The sequence below is a fragment of the Methylobacterium sp. WCS2018Hpa-22 genome (assembly GCF_031843785.1).
GTDB lineage: Bacteria > Pseudomonadota > Alphaproteobacteria > Rhizobiales > Beijerinckiaceae > Methylobacterium.
The window spans coordinates 232738-249112 of sequence record NZ_JAVTJA010000003.1 but is presented as its reverse complement, the minus strand read 5'-3'; the positions used below and the strand labels follow the sequence as shown (position 1 = coordinate 249112).

11 protein-coding genes and 1 pseudogene are annotated in these 16375 nt (G+C 64.8%); 5 read left to right on the top strand and 7 right to left on the bottom strand.

What is annotated here, in order from left to right:
- Positions 1-35: 35 nt before the first annotated feature.
- On the bottom strand, positions 36-524 hold the full coding sequence (locus tag RQI43_RS05640; protein ID WP_311274510.1) for an Lrp/AsnC family transcriptional regulator: 489 nt from the start codon (positions 522-524) through the stop codon (positions 36-38).
- A 106-nt stretch (positions 525-630) separates the two neighbouring features.
- Here RQI43_RS05640 and RQI43_RS05635 point away from each other — a divergent pair, with 106 nt between their 5' ends.
- The 4 genes and pseudogenes from RQI43_RS05635 (at position 631) to RQI43_RS05620 (ending at position 5217) form a co-directional block, all read left to right on the top strand.
- The gene (locus RQI43_RS05635) at positions 631-3024 is read left to right on the top strand and encodes a transketolase (RefSeq protein ID WP_311274509.1); all 2394 of its coding nucleotides are present in this window, start codon (positions 631-633) and stop codon (positions 3022-3024) included.
- A gap of 87 nt (positions 3025-3111) precedes the next feature.
- Positions 3112-3444: pseudogene (locus RQI43_RS05630) on the top strand (L-lactate permease); the annotation flags it as partial.
- Between the two features lie 137 nt (positions 3445-3581).
- A complete protein-coding gene (locus RQI43_RS05625; RefSeq protein ID WP_311274508.1) occupies positions 3582-4727 on the top strand; it encodes an alpha-hydroxy acid oxidase in 1146 nt (381 codons plus the stop codon).
- 256 nt (positions 4728-4983) lie between these two features.
- Positions 4984-5217 carry a hypothetical protein gene (locus RQI43_RS05620; RefSeq protein ID WP_311274507.1) on the top strand — a complete coding sequence of 78 codons (234 nt, stop codon included), beginning with the start codon at positions 4984-4986 and terminating at the stop codon, positions 5215-5217.
- Between the two features lie 142 nt (positions 5218-5359).
- Here RQI43_RS05620 and RQI43_RS05615 read toward each other — a convergent pair whose 3' ends face one another.
- The 6 genes from RQI43_RS05615 to RQI43_RS05590 form a co-directional block, all read right to left on the bottom strand.
- Entirely contained in the window at positions 5360-5746 is a 387-nt protein-coding gene (locus tag RQI43_RS05615) for a cupin domain-containing protein (protein ID WP_311274506.1), read from the bottom strand.
- 111 nt (positions 5747-5857) lie between these two features.
- The gene (locus tag RQI43_RS05610; RefSeq protein WP_405030559.1) at positions 5858-9262 is read right to left on the bottom strand and encodes a molybdopterin-dependent oxidoreductase; all 3405 of its coding nucleotides are present in this window, start codon (positions 9260-9262) and stop codon (positions 5858-5860) included.
- Between the two features lie 234 nt (positions 9263-9496).
- The gene (gene urtA, locus RQI43_RS05605) at positions 9497-10768 is read right to left on the bottom strand and encodes an urea ABC transporter substrate-binding protein (RefSeq protein ID WP_405030558.1); all 1272 of its coding nucleotides are present in this window, start codon (positions 10766-10768) and stop codon (positions 9497-9499) included.
- 1349 nt (positions 10769-12117) lie between these two features.
- Complete coding sequence (locus tag RQI43_RS05600) at positions 12118-12864, bottom strand: NADPH-dependent F420 reductase (protein ID WP_405030557.1); 747 nt, start codon at positions 12862-12864, stop codon at positions 12118-12120.
- Positions 12865-12898: 34 nt separating this feature from the next.
- Positions 12899-13333: a MarR family winged helix-turn-helix transcriptional regulator gene (locus RQI43_RS05595; protein ID WP_311274505.1), complete on the bottom strand. Its 435-nt coding sequence runs from the start codon at positions 13331-13333 to the stop codon at positions 12899-12901.
- A 320-nt stretch (positions 13334-13653) separates the two neighbouring features.
- On the bottom strand, positions 13654-14946 hold the full coding sequence (locus tag RQI43_RS05590) for an alpha/beta hydrolase (RefSeq protein WP_311274504.1): 1293 nt from the start codon (positions 14944-14946) through the stop codon (positions 13654-13656).
- A gap of 293 nt (positions 14947-15239) precedes the next feature.
- On the opposite strand from RQI43_RS05590, the gene RQI43_RS05585 reads away from it, so the two are divergent.
- Positions 15240-16280 (top strand): YihY/virulence factor BrkB family protein, encoded by a 1041-nt coding sequence (locus RQI43_RS05585; RefSeq protein ID WP_311274503.1) that lies wholly within the window; start codon positions 15240-15242, stop codon positions 16278-16280.
- The last annotated feature ends 95 nt before the right edge of the window (positions 16281-16375 follow it).

Here is a 16375-nt window from a genome sequence, read left to right as displayed (position 1 = left end):
TCCGACCCCAGCGGATCGAGGGCGAGGCTTGGTCTTCATCGTTTTCCATCCTCCGCTTGGATCGGCAACGCGTTCGCGCGCTTGATCTGGCCGAGGGCGAAGCTCGATTCGATCGCTGCGACGCCGTCGAGGCGGGTGAGCTTGTTCTTGAGAAAGCGCTCGTAGGCTTCGAGATCCTCGACGACGATCCGGAGCAGGTAGTCGCGCTGCCCCGTCATCAGGTAGCAATCGACCACCTCCGGCCAGCGGATGACGGCCATGGCGAAGCGGTCGAGCTCCTCCTCGCGCTGGCGTTCCAGCTTCACCGAGGCGAAGACGCTGACCGGCAGCCCGACCGCCGTCTGGTCGACGACCGCCACGTAGGCCTTGATCACCCCGGCGGCCTCCAGGCGGCGCACGCGCCGCGCGCAGGGCGAGGCGGAAAGCCCGACTCGTTCGCCGAGCTGCAGCACCGTCAGACGGGCATCCTCCTGGAGCGCGACGAGGATATTGCAGTCGATGGCGTCGAAATCGGCTTTTGGCACAGAACACTCGCGATCGTGACCCCGGCAGCCGATCTGAGCCACAATCCTTGCATCCGGCAAGTGGGTTTGGTCCCTTTTCGCCCCAAGCCGTGGCTACGATCGGCCCATGAGCGATCCGCGATTACCCCACCTGACCGCGCTGGCCCGGAAGAGCCTCTGGCTCTCGACCTGGATCATCCACAACGCCAACCATCTCCGCGCCTCGGCGGACGGGTTGAAGGTGGGCGGCCACCAGGCCTCCTCGGCCTCGCTCTGCGCGATCATGACGACGCTCTACGGCGCCGTGCTGCACCCGGAAGACCGGGTCGCGGTGAAGCCCCATGCGAGCCCGGTCTTCCACGCCCTGCAATACCAGTTCGGCCAGCAGACCCGTGAGAAGCTGGAGAACTTCCGGGGCTTCGGCGGCGCCCAGTCCTATCCGTCGCGCACCAAGGACGTGGACGACGTCGACTTCTCCACGGGCTCGGTCGGCCTCGGCGTGGCGCAGACGCTCTTCGCGTCGCTGACGCAGGATTACGTACGGGCGAAGGGGTGGGGCGGCGAGCGGCCCGAGGGCAAGATGGTCGCCCTCATCGGCGATGCCGAGATGGACGAAGGCAACATCTTCGAGGCCCTGCTGGAGGGCTGGAAGCACGGCTTGCGCAACACCTGGTGGATCGTCGACTACAACCGCCAGAGCCTCGACGCGGTGGTGCGCGAGGGATTGTGGTCGAAATTCGAGGCGATGTTCCGCAATTTCGGCTGGGACGTCGTCGTGCTCCGCCACGGCACGCTCCAGCGCGCCGCCTTCGCGGAGCCGGGCGGCGAGCGCCTGAAGGACTGGATCGAGTCCTGCCCGAACCAGACCTATTCGGCGCTGGCCTTCCAGGGCGGCGCGGCCTGGCGTCGGCGCCTCACGGAGGAACTCGGCGACCAGGGCGACGTTTCGGCCCTGATCGACCGGCGCTCGGATGCGGAACTCGCCGCCCTGATGGGCAATCTCGGCGGCCACGACCTGCCCATGCTGCTGGAGGCCTTCGAGGCGGCCCGCGCCCATGACCGCCCGGTCTGCTTCATCGCCTACACGATCAAGGGCCACGGCCTGCCGCTCGCCGGCCACAAGGACAACCATGCGGGCCTGCTGACCCCGACCCAGGTCGAGGGCTTCCGGGCCGAGATGGGCATCCGGCCCGGCCGCGAATGGGACCCTTTCGAGGGCCTCGACATCGCGCCGGAGGCCATGCGGCGCTTCCTCGCCGAGGTGCCCTTCGTCCAGCGGGGGCGCCGCCGCTACGAGGCCCCGGCGATCCCGGTGCCGGAGCGCTTCGCGACTCCGAGGCAGGCCTCGCTCTCGACCCAAGCCGGGTTCGGCCTGCTGATGCACGAGATCGCCAAGTCCGACGGCGCCTTCGCGGCGCGCATCGTCACCACCTCGCCCGACGTCACGGTCTCGACCAATCTCGGTGCCTGGGTGAACCGGCGCGGCCTCTTCGCCAAGCAAGCCATGGCCGACCTCTTCCGTCAGGAGCGCATTCCCTCGACCTTCAACTGGACCTTCGCGCCCACCGGCCAGCACCTCGAACTCGGCATCGCCGAATCGAACCTGTTCACCGCGCTCTCGGCGCTCGGCCTGTCGCACGCGATCTTCGGCGAGCGCCTGCTGCCGGTGGGCACCCTCTACGATCCCTTCATCGAGCGCGGCTTGGACGCCCTGAACTACGCCTGCTACCAGGATGCGCGCTTCATCCTGGTGGCGACGCCGGCCGGCATCACCCTCGCCCCCGAGGGCGGCGCCCACCAGTCGATCAAGACGCCGCTGATCGGCATGGGCCAGGACGGGCTCTCCGCCTTCGAGCCGGCCTTCGTGGACGAACTCGCCGTGCTGCTGCGCTTCGCCTTCGCGCATATGCAGCGGAGCGGCGCGCCCGAGCCCGACCCGGTCATCTGCCTGCCCGATGCGGCCGGCGGCTCGGCCTATTTCCGGCTCTCGACGCGGGTCGTGGAGCAGCCGGTCCGAGTGATCGATTCGGATCTTGCCGCCGACATGGTGGCGGGGGCCTACTGGCTGCGCCGGCCCGGCCCGAACGCGGAGGTCGTCGTCGCCTATCAGGGCGCCATCGCCCCCGAGGCGATCGCCGCCACGGGCCTGATGGCCGAGGATCGGCGCGATGTCGGCCTCCTCGCCGTTACCTCCGCCGACCGGCTGCAGGCCGGCTGGACCGCCGCGCAAGGGCTGCGCGAGCGGGGATCGCCGGGCGCGTCGAGCCATATCGAGCGACTGCTCGCCGACGTGCCCAGCCATTGCGGCCTCGTCACCGTCCTCGACGGCCACCCCGCCACCCTCGGCTGGCTCGGCTCGGTGCTGGGTCACCGCACCCGCGCCCTCGGCGTCTCGCATTTTGGGCAGACCGGCACGATCGCCGACCTCCACCGGCATTTCGGCATCGATGCACGGGGCATCGCCACGGCGGCCCAGGCCATCGCCCCAGGTCGCTGGATCCGGCATCTCCAACTCGCTTGAGCCTGACGCCCTCTGCATCCGCATCCGCTTCCTCGCGCTGCACGCCGTTGGCGTGAGCGGTGTCGATGTGGTGCATCTGTCACCGCGTACTCCGGCACCGGTGCCATGCTGGGTTGGTTCGGTGTTGCCCTTGCGGCCTCGAACGTGTTGTTCGGCGGCCTGCAGAAGATCACGGCGGAGCAACTCGGGCTTTCGCCGGTCCTGATGGCCGCGTCCAACTCCTCCGGGGGAGTGATGGGCAAGATGATCGACGCGCAGTCCATCGTCGTCGCCTCCACTGCGACGCAGTGGTACGGCACTGAGGCGAGGATATTGCGCTACGACATCTTCCAATCGATCGCGTTTGCCTGCCTCGTCGGTGTGCTGGTGATGCCGCAAACCTATCTGCCGTCCTTCACAGCCATGGTCCCGGCGCATTGAAACCTGCTAGAGCGCTCACCGCCGAAGTGGATGCCGGTTCGGCGATAAGAGAGCGCAGATCTTGGCAGGGGGCGCAGGAGCGCCCCCGCTTCTTTCCTTCATTCGGCGATGGCGCGACGCGCCCGCGGAGACCCACGATGCGTCTGAGCGACTGTCACAGCTTCCACGATTTCCGCCGCATGGCACAGGCGCGCCTGCCGGGACCGATTTTCGACTACATCGACGGGGCAGCGGACGACGAGGTGACCTACCGGCGCAACACCGCCGCGTTCGAGACCTGCCAGCTCGTCCCCAACGTCCTGCGTGGCGTGGGCGAGATCGACATGTCCGTGACGGTGATGGGCCAGAAGCTCGCCATGCCGGTCTATTGCTCGCCGACCGCCTTGCAGCGGCTGTTCCACCACGAGGGCGAGCGGGCCGTCGCCGCTGCGGCCGGCAAGCATGGAACGATGTTCGGCGTGTCCTCCCTCGGGACGGTGAGCCTGGAAGAGGCGCGCCGGATCAGCAGCGGTCCGCAGGTCTATCAGTTCTACTTCCACAAGGACCGCGGCCTGAACCGCGCGATGATGGAACGGGCCAAGCAGGCGGGTATCGAGGTGATGATGCTGACGGTCGACAGCATCACGGGCGGCAACCGCGAACGCGACAAGCGGACGGGCTTCTCCATCCCGTTTCGCCTGACCCTTGCCGGGATGATGCAGTTCGCGGTGAAGCCGGCCTGGGCGATCAACTACCTGACCCACGAGAGCTTCAAGCTGCCTCAGCTCGACGGCCATGTGGACATGGGTGGGGGGGCGCTCTCGATCAGCCGCTACTTCACCGAGATGCTCGATCCCTGCCTGTCATGGGACGACGTGGCCGCCATGGTTCGGGAATGGGGCGGCCAATTCTGCCTGAAAGGCGTGATGTCGGTGGACGATGCCAAGCGCGCGGTCGAGATCGGCTGCACCGGTATCGTGCTGTCGAATCACGGCGGACGCCAGCTCGACGGCTCCTGCTCGGCATTCGATCAGCTCGCGGAGATCGTGGACGCGGTCGGCGACCGGATCGACGTGATCATGGATGGGGGCGTTCAGCGCGGTACCCACGTGTTGAAGGCCCTGTCACTCGGCGCGAAGGCGGTCGGCCTGGGTCGGTACTACCTGTTCCCTCTCGCCGCAGCCGGTCAGCCGGGCGTCGAGCGCGCCCTGGACCTGATGCGGTCCGAAATCGAACGCGACATGAGGTTGATGGGCTGCGCGTCCATCGACCAGCTGACGCGCAGCAACCTGCGGTATGCCTGAGAGGGATACCGTCCCTTCCCGATGCCCGATCTCCGAGAACGTTGGGGATCGGGTGTCATGGGATCCGTCCGCGTAAGATGGACGGGGCGGTGCCCTAGGAGCGCGCGAGTGCGTCTTCCGGTCGGTCCTTGCATTTGCGGGGAATCCTGATGGGATAGTCATGCGGAAGCCGCCGTCTCCCGCTCGAACCTTTATGCGCCCGGATCCAACTTATGGGGGCGGCCCACCGATGGATCGCGCGAACCCCGGCCGTTCCATGCCTGTCCCCATTCCGGCCGCCGCCCTCGCCTCGAAAGCGGCCGAGCCTCCCTCCAGACGCTTCATCGTTGGCCAGGACCCGCAGGGGAACTGGGTCGCCATGGAAGTCCACGGCCTCGGCGGCGGTCTGTTCCGCACACGGCACGATGCACTGCACTACGCGACCGACCTTACCGGCCATCGCCCGGATGCGGTGGTGTTGTCGGCCGACCGCATCGAACTTCTTTTATGAGATCGGCGCCTGAGCCGGCGGGCGCGGTGTATCCGTCATCCGGCTGCGCGCGCCCCCTCGCCTCTCGACGCGCCGGGCGCGTGCGGCCTCGATATCCGCGGGAACGGTTCTGAGCCGCTTTATGACAGGCAGCCGCTTCCCATCAATCGGGAATTTCAGCCGCGAAGCGTTTCAATACTGCCGATGGCATATGCCACGTACCCCGGAAACCTTTTCGGATCGCCAAGCCATCGCCTGGACCAAATTCCTGGACAACGCCGCTGTCCTCGTCAGTCACGACGATACTTCCCTCAATGACAACCGCCATTTCGTTGAATGGATAATCCGTCAGTTTCATGGTCCCCGCAGTGCAGGTCCAGACGCCTGCGAGAAAATTACCTTTCTCGTTGGTCATGAATACATCCAGGACCTGTAGGCACTCACCGTCTACGATGGAGCCGAGAGTCGCTGGCCCCCGGATTTCCTGGCCGCTCTTGCTTCCCGAAGGGTCGATGTTGACAAGTACTTGTGTCGTGGCGGCAATGCTCATCGTGGTCTCCTCGGCAGAGTGTCGATATGGCTCGGCTTCGAGCTATCCTTTTTGGAAGGGTTGCTTTCCCAACCATCGAAGCCGCGATCCGAGGATTTCGCGGCGTGGCGGTCAGGCATCCAGGGTCAGATCGGAAGTGGGGACGGCCTGACAGGAGATGCAGACGTGATCGTCGGGCGGCTCGCCGTCATGCAGGTGCCTGACCTGTCCGCTGACGATTCTGACGGTGCAGTTCTCGCATTGCCCGACTCGGCACCCGCTCGAAACGGTGATGCCGGATTGCTCGGCAAAGGCGAGGAGTGGCCCTTGATGGGCATGCCAGGTGAGACTCTGTCCCGACCGGGCAAAGGTGACGACATAGGATTGCTTCCCGATGGCCGTGTAAGGCATCGGACTTACGAAGCGCTCCTGCATGATATCGAATGGAAAAGCCCCGTCGGATACGAGACTTCGTGTCATGTCACGCATCAATGCATCACCACCGCAGAGGTAATGCAGCGGGCGCCGCGCGAGCAATCCTGCCGGGAGGGCCTCCGGGGAGATATATCCGACTCGATCGAAATTGCTCCCGACGTGGTCGTCTTCGAAGGGCTTACTATAGTAATCGATGATCTTCAATCCCGGAAGCCGGGTCTTCAGAGCCCCCAGGCGTTGGCGAAAGACGTGTGTTGCGCTGTTCCTGTTGTTGTACAGGAGATAAAACTCAGAGGCCGAGGATTGCGCCGCAGCCGCATCGAGGGCTGCCATGAACGGCGTTATGCCGATCCCGCCCGCATACAGGATCACGGGGCGTTCTGAATGAACCGGAATAAGGAAGCTGCCCTGGGGCATCTGCACGCCGAGCGTATCCCCTGCGCGTGCGCGATCCACGAGATGAGCCGAGACACTGGCCTGGCCGGAAGCTTCACTGTCCGGTCGCCTCGCGTTGCGGACACAGATCACATACTCGGATGCCTCCTCCGTGCCGGCCCCGTCGACGAGCGAGTATGAGCGCGTGACAAGGCCGTCCCCCATGTTGAGTTGCAGGGAGATGTATTGACCGGCTTCGAAACCGGGCACTTTGCCTCCGCCGATGGGAGCGAGGTGGATACGCTTCACATCTGCTGCTTCCTCGACGATGCGCTGGATGCCGAAGGCGCGGAACCCTTTCCACCGCTCCGGCTGACGGCCGGCTCGGCTCTCCCGATGGAGGTCGCAGACGACGGACCGCATCGGTACCGAACCGCTCACGGGGTCGGCATTGCGCGCATCGACGAGAGCGTTGAAGTTGCTGGTGCGAGGGCCCCTGACGGGCATCGTCGCTTGGCCGAGTGGCGTGCAGCCCTGCCACCACCCATAATCACCGACCATGACCCGTGGATCGAGCTTGCCGTCGATCCGTGCGCGGAACCGTGCATTCCCGGTCCGCGTCGTGACGACGACCCAGTCGCCGTCCTGGATCCCCTTCTCCACGGCCAGGGACGTTGCGATGTCGAGTGTTGGTTGCCGTGCCTTCCGTCTCAGGCTCGCGATGTTGCGGTGCTGGCTGTGGCAGTAATAGCCACTCTTCGCGTTGGTGAGAACGTACGGATAGCGCTGTGACGGCTGGCTGATGTCGTGATCGTCGAAATCAGGCAGGGCGCCGGCACCGTGAACATGCATCAGCTCCGAATACAGCTCGACCAGGCCGGATGACGTCGCGAAGCCCTCCTTCGTGTACTTGGTCGTCGGATGGGCAAGTGGAATCCGCATTCCCGCGGGATTGTCCCGCAGAATCTGCGTGGTCAGTCCCAATGGCTCGAGCATGGCGTTCCAGCCGCGATCGAGTGAACCGTTGTAGAAGGTTTCGGCCATGCCCAGGCGCTCGGCCAGGGCAAAGACGATCTCTGCGTCGGAACGGCAATCACCACGGGGCGAGACCATGCGCGAGCGGAGCTGCACCCATTCTGCCGCTGCGGGCGAGATCTCGAAGCCAATCCGCAGAGCCTCCCTCTCCCAGAGGGTATTCACCGGCAGAACGATGTCGGCGTATCCCGCGGTGGGAGTCATGAACAGGTCGCAATGGACATGAAATTCGAGGGCGCGAAATGCCGCCTCCGCCATCGTCGTGTCCGCCTGGGATAAAAGTGGATTGGCGCCGAAGGAGACATAGGCGCGAACCTTGTAGGGGGCACCGTCCAGGATGGAGCGGTAGAGATTGCGAGTGCTGATCCAACCGCTGGCAGGTGGCCCGATCGGGCGCTCCGCACGGCCGAGCGCTTTCTCCAATTGCTCGGGGGGCAGCTGGGCCGGATCGTTGACGGGGCTGAAGGGAAGCGCGCCGAAGATGCGGTTGCCGCCGAGGCTGTCATAACTGCCGGTCAGGGCATAGAGGCAGCTCATCGCCCGCATGCTCTGCGTGGCGTTGGCGTGTTGCTCCACGCCGGTCCAGCTATGCAGGGTGGTGCGCGCGCTGTCCGCGATGAGATCGGCGGCGGCACGGATGAGAGCCGGCTCGATCCAGGTGGTCCGGGACGTTTCGTCGATGGAGAACCGTGCACAGGCTTCGGCGTAGAGGTCGAAGGCCGTCCGGCAGGGGATGGGTGACGGTCTGTCGGTTTCGACGAGGAAACGTCCGCGTAGCGCCGCCTCGCTCGGCACCGGCCTCCCCTCGCCCGGCCGTGCCACGGCCAATGGAACCGGCTTGCCGGCTTCGTGATCCCAGTAGACGTAAGCGTCCGCGGGAGTGAGACCGAGGTCGCCGCCCCGCAGGAACAGGCCGTTATCGTCCCGGACGAGCAGAGCTCCGTTCGACCATCGCGAAACGAAGGTGTGATCATACTGGTCGCGGTCGATGAGTGCGCCTGCGATGCCGAGGGCGAGGGCGGCGTCCGAACTCGGACGGACCCTCAGCCATACATCGGCTTCCCGCGCCAGAGCGGTCTCACGGGGATCGACGACAATCAGCTTGGCTCCCGCCTTTCGGGCCTCCCCAATGGCATGGGCCTGGGACAAGACGGTATTCGTAGGATTATGACCCCATAATATGATGAGGTCGGAATGGATGTAGTCCGGCGTCGGCATACCGCGCCCGAAAGTAAAGGCATGGCCGTTTTCTTTGTGCCAGTTGCACAATTCTGAAGCATAAGAAATATTCGGGCTTCCAAATTGGAATACGAAGCGCTCCACGAAGGGCGCGCTATCCGCCATGGGCGTACCCGATGGCGTGGTGATTCCGAACGCGACGGTGTGGGCCCCGGTTTCCTTCTTGATCGTCCGCAGCCTGCCTGCGACTGCGTCCAGTGCCTCCTCCCAACTGATTGGCTTCCATCCCGGATCGGGATCGCCCTTCGGGCGCGTCCGCTTCAGGGGGGACGTAAGCCGCTCGGTACTGTCTAGAAGTTCAGCGGCGGACTTGCCTTTAAGGCACATGGATTGGCCGGTCGGATGGTCCGGATCGTTTCTCACGCCGGTGATACGGTCGTTCTCGACCGTATAAATCACGCCGCAAGACGATGTGCAGAGCGCGCAATAGCCCGGCTTATGCTCCGCGGTCATGTCAATCCTTTTGCTCCAGAGCGATCGGCAAGAAATACGATTGATGACAATTGTATTTTGACGTGATCCTCTATGTCGAACTGGTCAGCGCTTCCGCGGGGTGAGGTTTTACTCAGGCAAACGATGAGCCATCGCCATGCCTCGGCACGGAACGCTGTGGCCGGCTTCAAGGCCGGCAACGACGTTGACCTTTACTGTCGCGAGCATGAGGCCGCGTCATCACCTCGACGTGGGCTATTGATAGCCTTTCGGGAAAGGATCGGGGGCGATCAATTCCGGGCTGACATAGACGACCTCGAATTGTCCGTTGGGAAGCGCCTTGCCCACGCGTGTTTTGCACCAGAGATGGTGGTTGGGGTGGATCTTGACGTAGCCTTCGGGGGCATTGGCCAATTCGATCCCAGGCGATGCTTCCACGACCTTGTCGACGTCGAAGGAGCCACATTTTTCGACGGCCGCCTTCCAGAGAAACGGCGCGAGGTAGGCAGCTTGGGTCACGTCGCCAATGACGGTCTTGTCGCCCCACATCGCTTTGAAATCGGCGATAAATTTCTTATTGGTGGGAGTATCGATGGACTGAAAATATTTCATCGACGAGTAGGCACCGGCGATATTGTCTCCGCCAATACCATCCGCTTCGTCTTCGCTGACCGAAAGCGTCAGCAGCATCTGCTTGTTCAGGTCGATACCGGCGGATTTCAGCTGCTTGTAGAACGCCACGTTCGAGCCGCCAACAACGTCGCTCAGGATCACGTCCGGCTTGGTCAGCCTTATTTTATTGATAACGGAATTGAACTGGGTGTGGCCGAGCGGGAAGTACTCCTCGCCCACTACTTTACCCTTCAGTGCGTTTTCGATGTGCTTCCTGGCGATCTTGTTCGAAGTCCGGGGCCAGATGTAATCCGATCCGAGGAGATAAAACGACTTGGCTCCCCTCTCTTTGGAGATCCAATCGAGGCTCGCTAATATTTGCTGGGTAGCCTCCTGTCCCGTATAAATAATATTTTTTGATTGTTCCAGGCCTTCATAATAAGTCGGGTAATAAAGAAGGCCATTGTACTGCTCGAAGACAGGGAGCACGGCCTTGCGCGAGGCGGATGTGTAGCAGCCGAACACGGCTGCACAATGATCGCTGACCAGAAGTTTCTTGGCCTTCTCGGCGAAAGTCGGCCAGTCCGAGGCGCCGTCTTCCTGGATGAACTTGATCTTGCGGCCGAGGACACCGCCCGCCGCGTTGATCTGGTGGATGGCGAGTTTCTCCGCCTGTGTGGCACCCGTTTCTGAAATCGCCACCGTGCCGCTGATCGAGTGAAGGATCCCGACCGTCACCTCGCTGTCCGTCACGGCGAGGCCCGTGGTATTGGCCGCCGCAACATTTCCCGCAACAGCCCGTCCCGAAAACATCCCCGCGCCGAACAGGACGGATGCCGCTGTGAGGCTCGCTCCATTCCTGAATAGGTGGCGCCTGCTCATGGAATGCTGAGGGCGATGTTCATCGTCTGACATGAGTGGGCAGCCTTCGACACGAGTTCGAAATGGAGGTCGGGTGACTGAATGATTACTTGGATAGTCGTTGGCGACGGACTATCCAAGCCGTGATAGACTGGATCGCGTGGGCGTCCTCTGTTCCGGTCCGTGCCGGAGCCGAAATGAAACTACCCAGGTGACCTTCGAGCCTTGAATTGATTTCTCTCACATCAATATTGTTTCCTCAAGAGCAAATTTCGAGCATGGCTCTGCTTGGTTTGTCATCAGCATTCTGAATTCCGAACATTCAGAACCGTGCTTTGGCGGGGTGAATCGATTGGGGGAGGTCGGTTCGGATCGCGTGCGTTTCAGCGGATGGGCCTACGAGGGAGGATCCCCATCCTCCGGATGTGTCGATCGATCCGCGCGGGCGCATCGTGGACGCGATGGAAGCGGGCGCATCCTGGCCTCAGGCGGTCAGATGTTTTGGTGTCGGAGTGGCCAGCCGATCCGCTGGAACGCGCGTTCTCCGCAGAAAGGACGGATCGCGCCCGAGCCGATGGGCGGCGTCCGAATTCGGACCGCCGGCCAACTCGCCACCTTCCTTCGACGCGCCGTTGCTGCCTCGATGCCCGACGCGTGCCGCAACGACCGCACCGCCGCTGGGTCAGATGCCTTTGATCCAAGCTGAGACGCAGCCGCTCCGGTCCGGGAGCAAGGTGACTCGCCCCAAGCCTTGAGGCGGGTCTCGTCTGGGCCGCGCATGTCGGCTTCGACCGCCGCCTCGGGAGCGGCGTCGAAATACGGGGGCTTCGGCGTCAGCCATCTGGGGCAGATAGGGAGCGCCCATCCCGAGGCGTCATGCCAAGCCTGTTGGGCCTGATTCATCGAGGCCTGTCCGGGCGCCGACCGGGCGGCAGCCATCCGCCGGGTCTCACCGAGGCCGGCCCATCGGTTGGGATCGGTGAGACTTGGTGCGGTGGTCGGCATCGGCGGTGCGACGGGATTGCCGTCGGAATCGAGGATGGGCTACCGAGGACGGCTCGGTTTCGCAAGGCCGCCCGAGCCGAACGGGGTGGCGAGTTCAGACTGGGAATGCCTCGTTCACTCGGCGGCCAAGTAGGGTCGATAGCGCCCTGCACGAGAGGCGGACAGGAATGCTGGCTCTGAGCCGCGTTGAGGATCTGCGAGAGCCACACGATGAAGTCCCGACCCGGATTGGTCCCGAATTCGAACCGCTCCTGGTAGACTGCGAACATGAGGTCCCGCCGCCTGCGCGAGCGTGCCAGATCGGCGGCCGCCAGTGCTTCGGGCAGGTCTGCCAGGGTCACCTCGGTGCAGGAGCAGGTTTTTAAGTCGCGTATTCCCAGGGTTCGCTTTGGCCGTTCTCAGTTGTCGGAATGCACCGAGCGGTTCATGGCGATGATCTCGGCATGGCTGGGGTTGGGACCGAGCTTTCCCATGAGTCCGTAGACCCGGTTCAAGGTCTTCGGAGCCTCTCCCTTCACCGCGGCGAGCAGGGCCTCGTGCATCGTCTCCGCGTCGTAGTCGCAGCAATAGCTCGGGGTGGCGGGCTGCTGACGCCAGGATTCCGCCAGCATTCCGGCATCCACCGGGTCGAAGCCGATCTGGTCCACGATGCCCATGACGGTCCGCTTCGCGGCATCGTCATCGCCGGCCACGGCGACGGCGATCCGGTCGGGCGCTCCGGCCGGACGACCGAGTTCGGCGAGGGAATGGGCGAGGATGTTGTTGAACGCCTTGATGATGGGGCGGCCGACCTGTTCCGACACCCAGACGCTCTCCGTCTTCCCGGCATCGAGTTCGGCGATCTGCGGATCGCGCAGGCCGGGATAGTAATTGCCCGTGTCGACGATCGGAGTGGCCGCGGGCAAGCCGTCGAACAGATCCTTCGGCAGCGTCGCTACGGCGGGGAACGGGATCGACAGGATCACGAGGTCCGCGCCCTCGACGGCGGCACGGATATCGACCGGAGTCGCGCCGATCTCCTGGGCGAAGGCGCGGACGCCGTCGGGGCCCTTGGAATTCGCGACGCGGACCTCGTGCCCTGCCGCGCTGAGCTTGCGGGCGAGCGTGCCGCCGATATTGCCGGTGCCGATGACGCCGATGTTCATGCCTGGTTCCTGTGCAGTTGGATGGATGGCCCCTTCAGGGGGCGATGGTCGGGCGCGCGAGAGCGTCCAGCGTGCGCCGTAGCGATTCGAGGCCGTCCGGGGTCAGCTGGCACGCCGTCCGGATCTTGTCGGGAATGCCGCGAAGCGCGTCTTCCATGGCCCGGCCATGCGGGGTGAGATCGATCAGAACCCGGCGTTCGTCGGACGCGTCACGCGTCCGCGTGACCACGCCAGCGGCTTCCAGCCGCTTGAGCAACGGCGTCAGTGTGCCGGTCTCCATGTCGAGCCGGGCACACAACTCGCCTACGGATTGCGGTGAGCCGTTCATCAATTCGAGGGCGACGAGGTACTGCGAGAACGTCAGGCCCAGCGGCTCCAGGAACGGCTTGTGCAGCCGCACCATGCGGTTGGCGGCCGCGTTGAGCGCGAAGGAGAATTCCGCGGCGGTGCTTTGTCGATCGTCTGCCATTTGTGAAGCTTGCTATCATGTAGTGTACTATATAACTGGCTGTGAGATAGCGGCTCGTCAACCCCCGCGATGCCGACATTGCAGCGGAGCAGGCGTGCCGACGAGGGGCCGGAACGGGTCGCGAGAGCGGTGGAGGAGATCGGTACGGCATCCCGAAGCCATGGACGCAGCCAAGCCGATCCTGACGACGAAGCAGCGCCTTGACGAAGCTAACGGAATCTCATCGGGTCGTAGCGCCGGGACGCCGGCATTCTCCGACGCCCGCCCTGCCCCTGCCCCGCCGTGAGACCGGACGTCTCCGCCTCCGTCCGAGCGACCCGCTAACGCCCGCTTCCACCCAGCGCGCGAACCGGGGCACCGGCGAGGTCGACTGTGGAGCCCACGGTGTCGCGGAGGCCCGAGCCCATGTTCGACAGGTGCTCGCCATATGTTTCACGGGTCTGCGGGTCGACGAGCGCGACCGGGGCCGCAACCGCCAACGCCGCCCCCGTCGCCACCGTCGATGCGGCACCCGCGGCCGTACTCACCAGCCGGTCGCCGATGCCGATCTGCCCGTCCGAGATCGGCTGGCCGTCGGCAAGCCGTCTACCCAGCAAGGCGACGACTTCGCCGGATGCGAACTTGCCGTGGTTGAGCGCATCGTCCGACTTCACTGTCGACAGGTTCAGGACTGCGACGTTCTCCCGTTCCAACTCGGAACGATAGGGCTCGGCAGTAGGGTCGATGGCCCCCAATCGTACGCTGTCACCCCAGACCAAGCGGGAGACGGCGAGAGCCTGGTCGTCCCCGGACACCATCAGCGTCAGGCGTGGGCGGTCCTTGCCCATGTCGTGGAACGCAGCGCGGGCGAGGTCCATATCGACGTCGGGTGCCGCCAGGATCACGTTTCGGATCTTGGGGGCCACGCGCTTGTCGCGGATGGCCATCTGACGGAGGCTTTCCAGGGCGAGCCAGTTGCCCATCGAGTGGGCCAGGACGGTGATCTCACCGACATTCGGGTCCCGCGCGAGGTCGCGCAACAGCGTCTCCAGGGCGTTGCGGGAGAAGTTGGTACTCTCCCGGTCGTACCCATAGGCGAGCACACTGCCGCGCGACGGCCACGTGAACAGGACGGGTGCGACCTCGGCGCCGGAATCATGCACGATCTGCGCGAACCGAAAGACCGCGTCCTCGAACTTGTTGTTGAAGCCGTGCACGAAGACGAGAGCGTGGCGCTTGGCCCCGCGCCGGACCGACCGACCTGTCCAGGTGGCGACCTTCGACCGCTCGACCGGGTCGGCGCGTAGCGCCACGAAGTCGGTGGCCGGATTGCCCGGAACGGATTTCGGCCATTGAACCGAGCCGGGCTGTCGCGTGGCGTCCGGCGGGATAGAGACCGCGAGGTCGGTATAGGTCACGGCCTCGCCCCGCTCGCCGGAGAACAGAACGCCCTTGTCCGCCGCGGATTTGCGGGTCGTCGCGACGAGCATGTCGACACGCGAGGTCCCGGGCACCGCCCCCGCATCGGCGATGGGCAGGAGCACGCCGGACGGGCGGCCGGCGCAGGCCGGCAGGGCGAGTAGTGCCGTCAGGACGAGCGCCGCACGCCCATCCCGTTCAATTCGTCCGAACACTCGTGCCCCCGAAAACTGCCGTCCCATGCAACCTGGACGACCGGCCGGTTAACGGGCTGTCAAGGTCGGTACGGGCTATCGCAGGATTGAGGCGGGACCCAGGCCCTGCTCGGATTGCCGTCGCGTCATGCGCCGGGCTTTTCCAACGCCGATGCGCCGTGCTTTTCTGACGCCGATGCGCCGTCTTGGCGGATGCCATAAGGTGAGATGGCGCCCATCGTCGGGTTCCCGGTTTCGCCGGTTCCGAGGCTTGCGGCCCGATGACGCGACCCGGCCCCCACAGAGACGCAGCCATGGTCCAGGACGTTGACGAGGGAGACGACTGGCGCTCGGTCGGCACGCGGTCGCAGGATGCCGCTGCCCTCGAGACGGCCCGGCAGCGGGCGCGGGAGCCGGACCGGGGCCGCGATGCCAGCCGTCCCTCCGACATTCCTGGGGCCGGATGGAAGGACATCCTCTGGCGTGTCCTGTGGGCCCTGCCGCAGGATCGCGTGCTGACCACCGCCGGCGGCGTCGCCTTCTTCGCCCTGCTCGCCGTGTTTCCCGGTCTCGTCGCCGTGGTCTCGATCTACGGGGTGTTTTCCGATCCCGCCGTGATCAGCCAGCATGTCGGCCTCCTGACCTACATCCTCCCCACCGCGGCCCTCGATCTTTTGGCCGAGCAGCTGGTGCGGATCGCCGAACGCAGCACGGGGTCGCTCGGTCTCACCTCGACGATCAGCCTGCTCATCGCCCTGTGGAGCGCGAATTCCGGCGTCAGCGCCCTCTTCGATGCCCTCAACGTCATCTACCGGGAGCGGGAGGACCGGACCCTGGTCCGGTTCTATGCCACGACCTTCCTGTTCACCCTCGGCGGGGCCGCGTTTCTCCTCCTGACGATCAGCGTCGTCGTCCTCCTTCCCGCGATCCTGGAGCGGGTCGGGTTCGGGGGATTGGCCGACACGCTCCTGTCCGTGGCGCGGTGGCCGGTCATCCTGGTCGTGGTGAGTCTGAGCCTGTCGCTGATCTATCGCTACGGCCCGAGCCGGCGCCGGGCGAAATGGCGCTGGGTGACCTGGGGCAGTGCGCTGGCGGCGTTTCTCTGGGTCTGCACCTCCGGGGTGTTCTCCTGGTACGTCGCCAGCTTCGACAGCTACAACCGCATCTACGGGTCGCTCGGCGCCGGCATCGGCTTGATGTCGTGGATGTGGCTGTCGATCGTGGTCGTCCTGCTCGGCGCCGAGATCAACTCGGAGATGGAACGCCAGACCGCCCGCGACAGCACGGAGGGGCGGCCGAAACCCCTCGGCGGCCGGGACGCCTTCGCCGCCGACAACGTCGGACCGGGGCGCTGATGGCCCCCTCCATCGCGGTCGTCGGCCGGAAAGCCCGGTTTCATCGAGCTGTGTAAGGCCGGATAGACCTGAGTTCCCAATCCGGTGAACGCGAC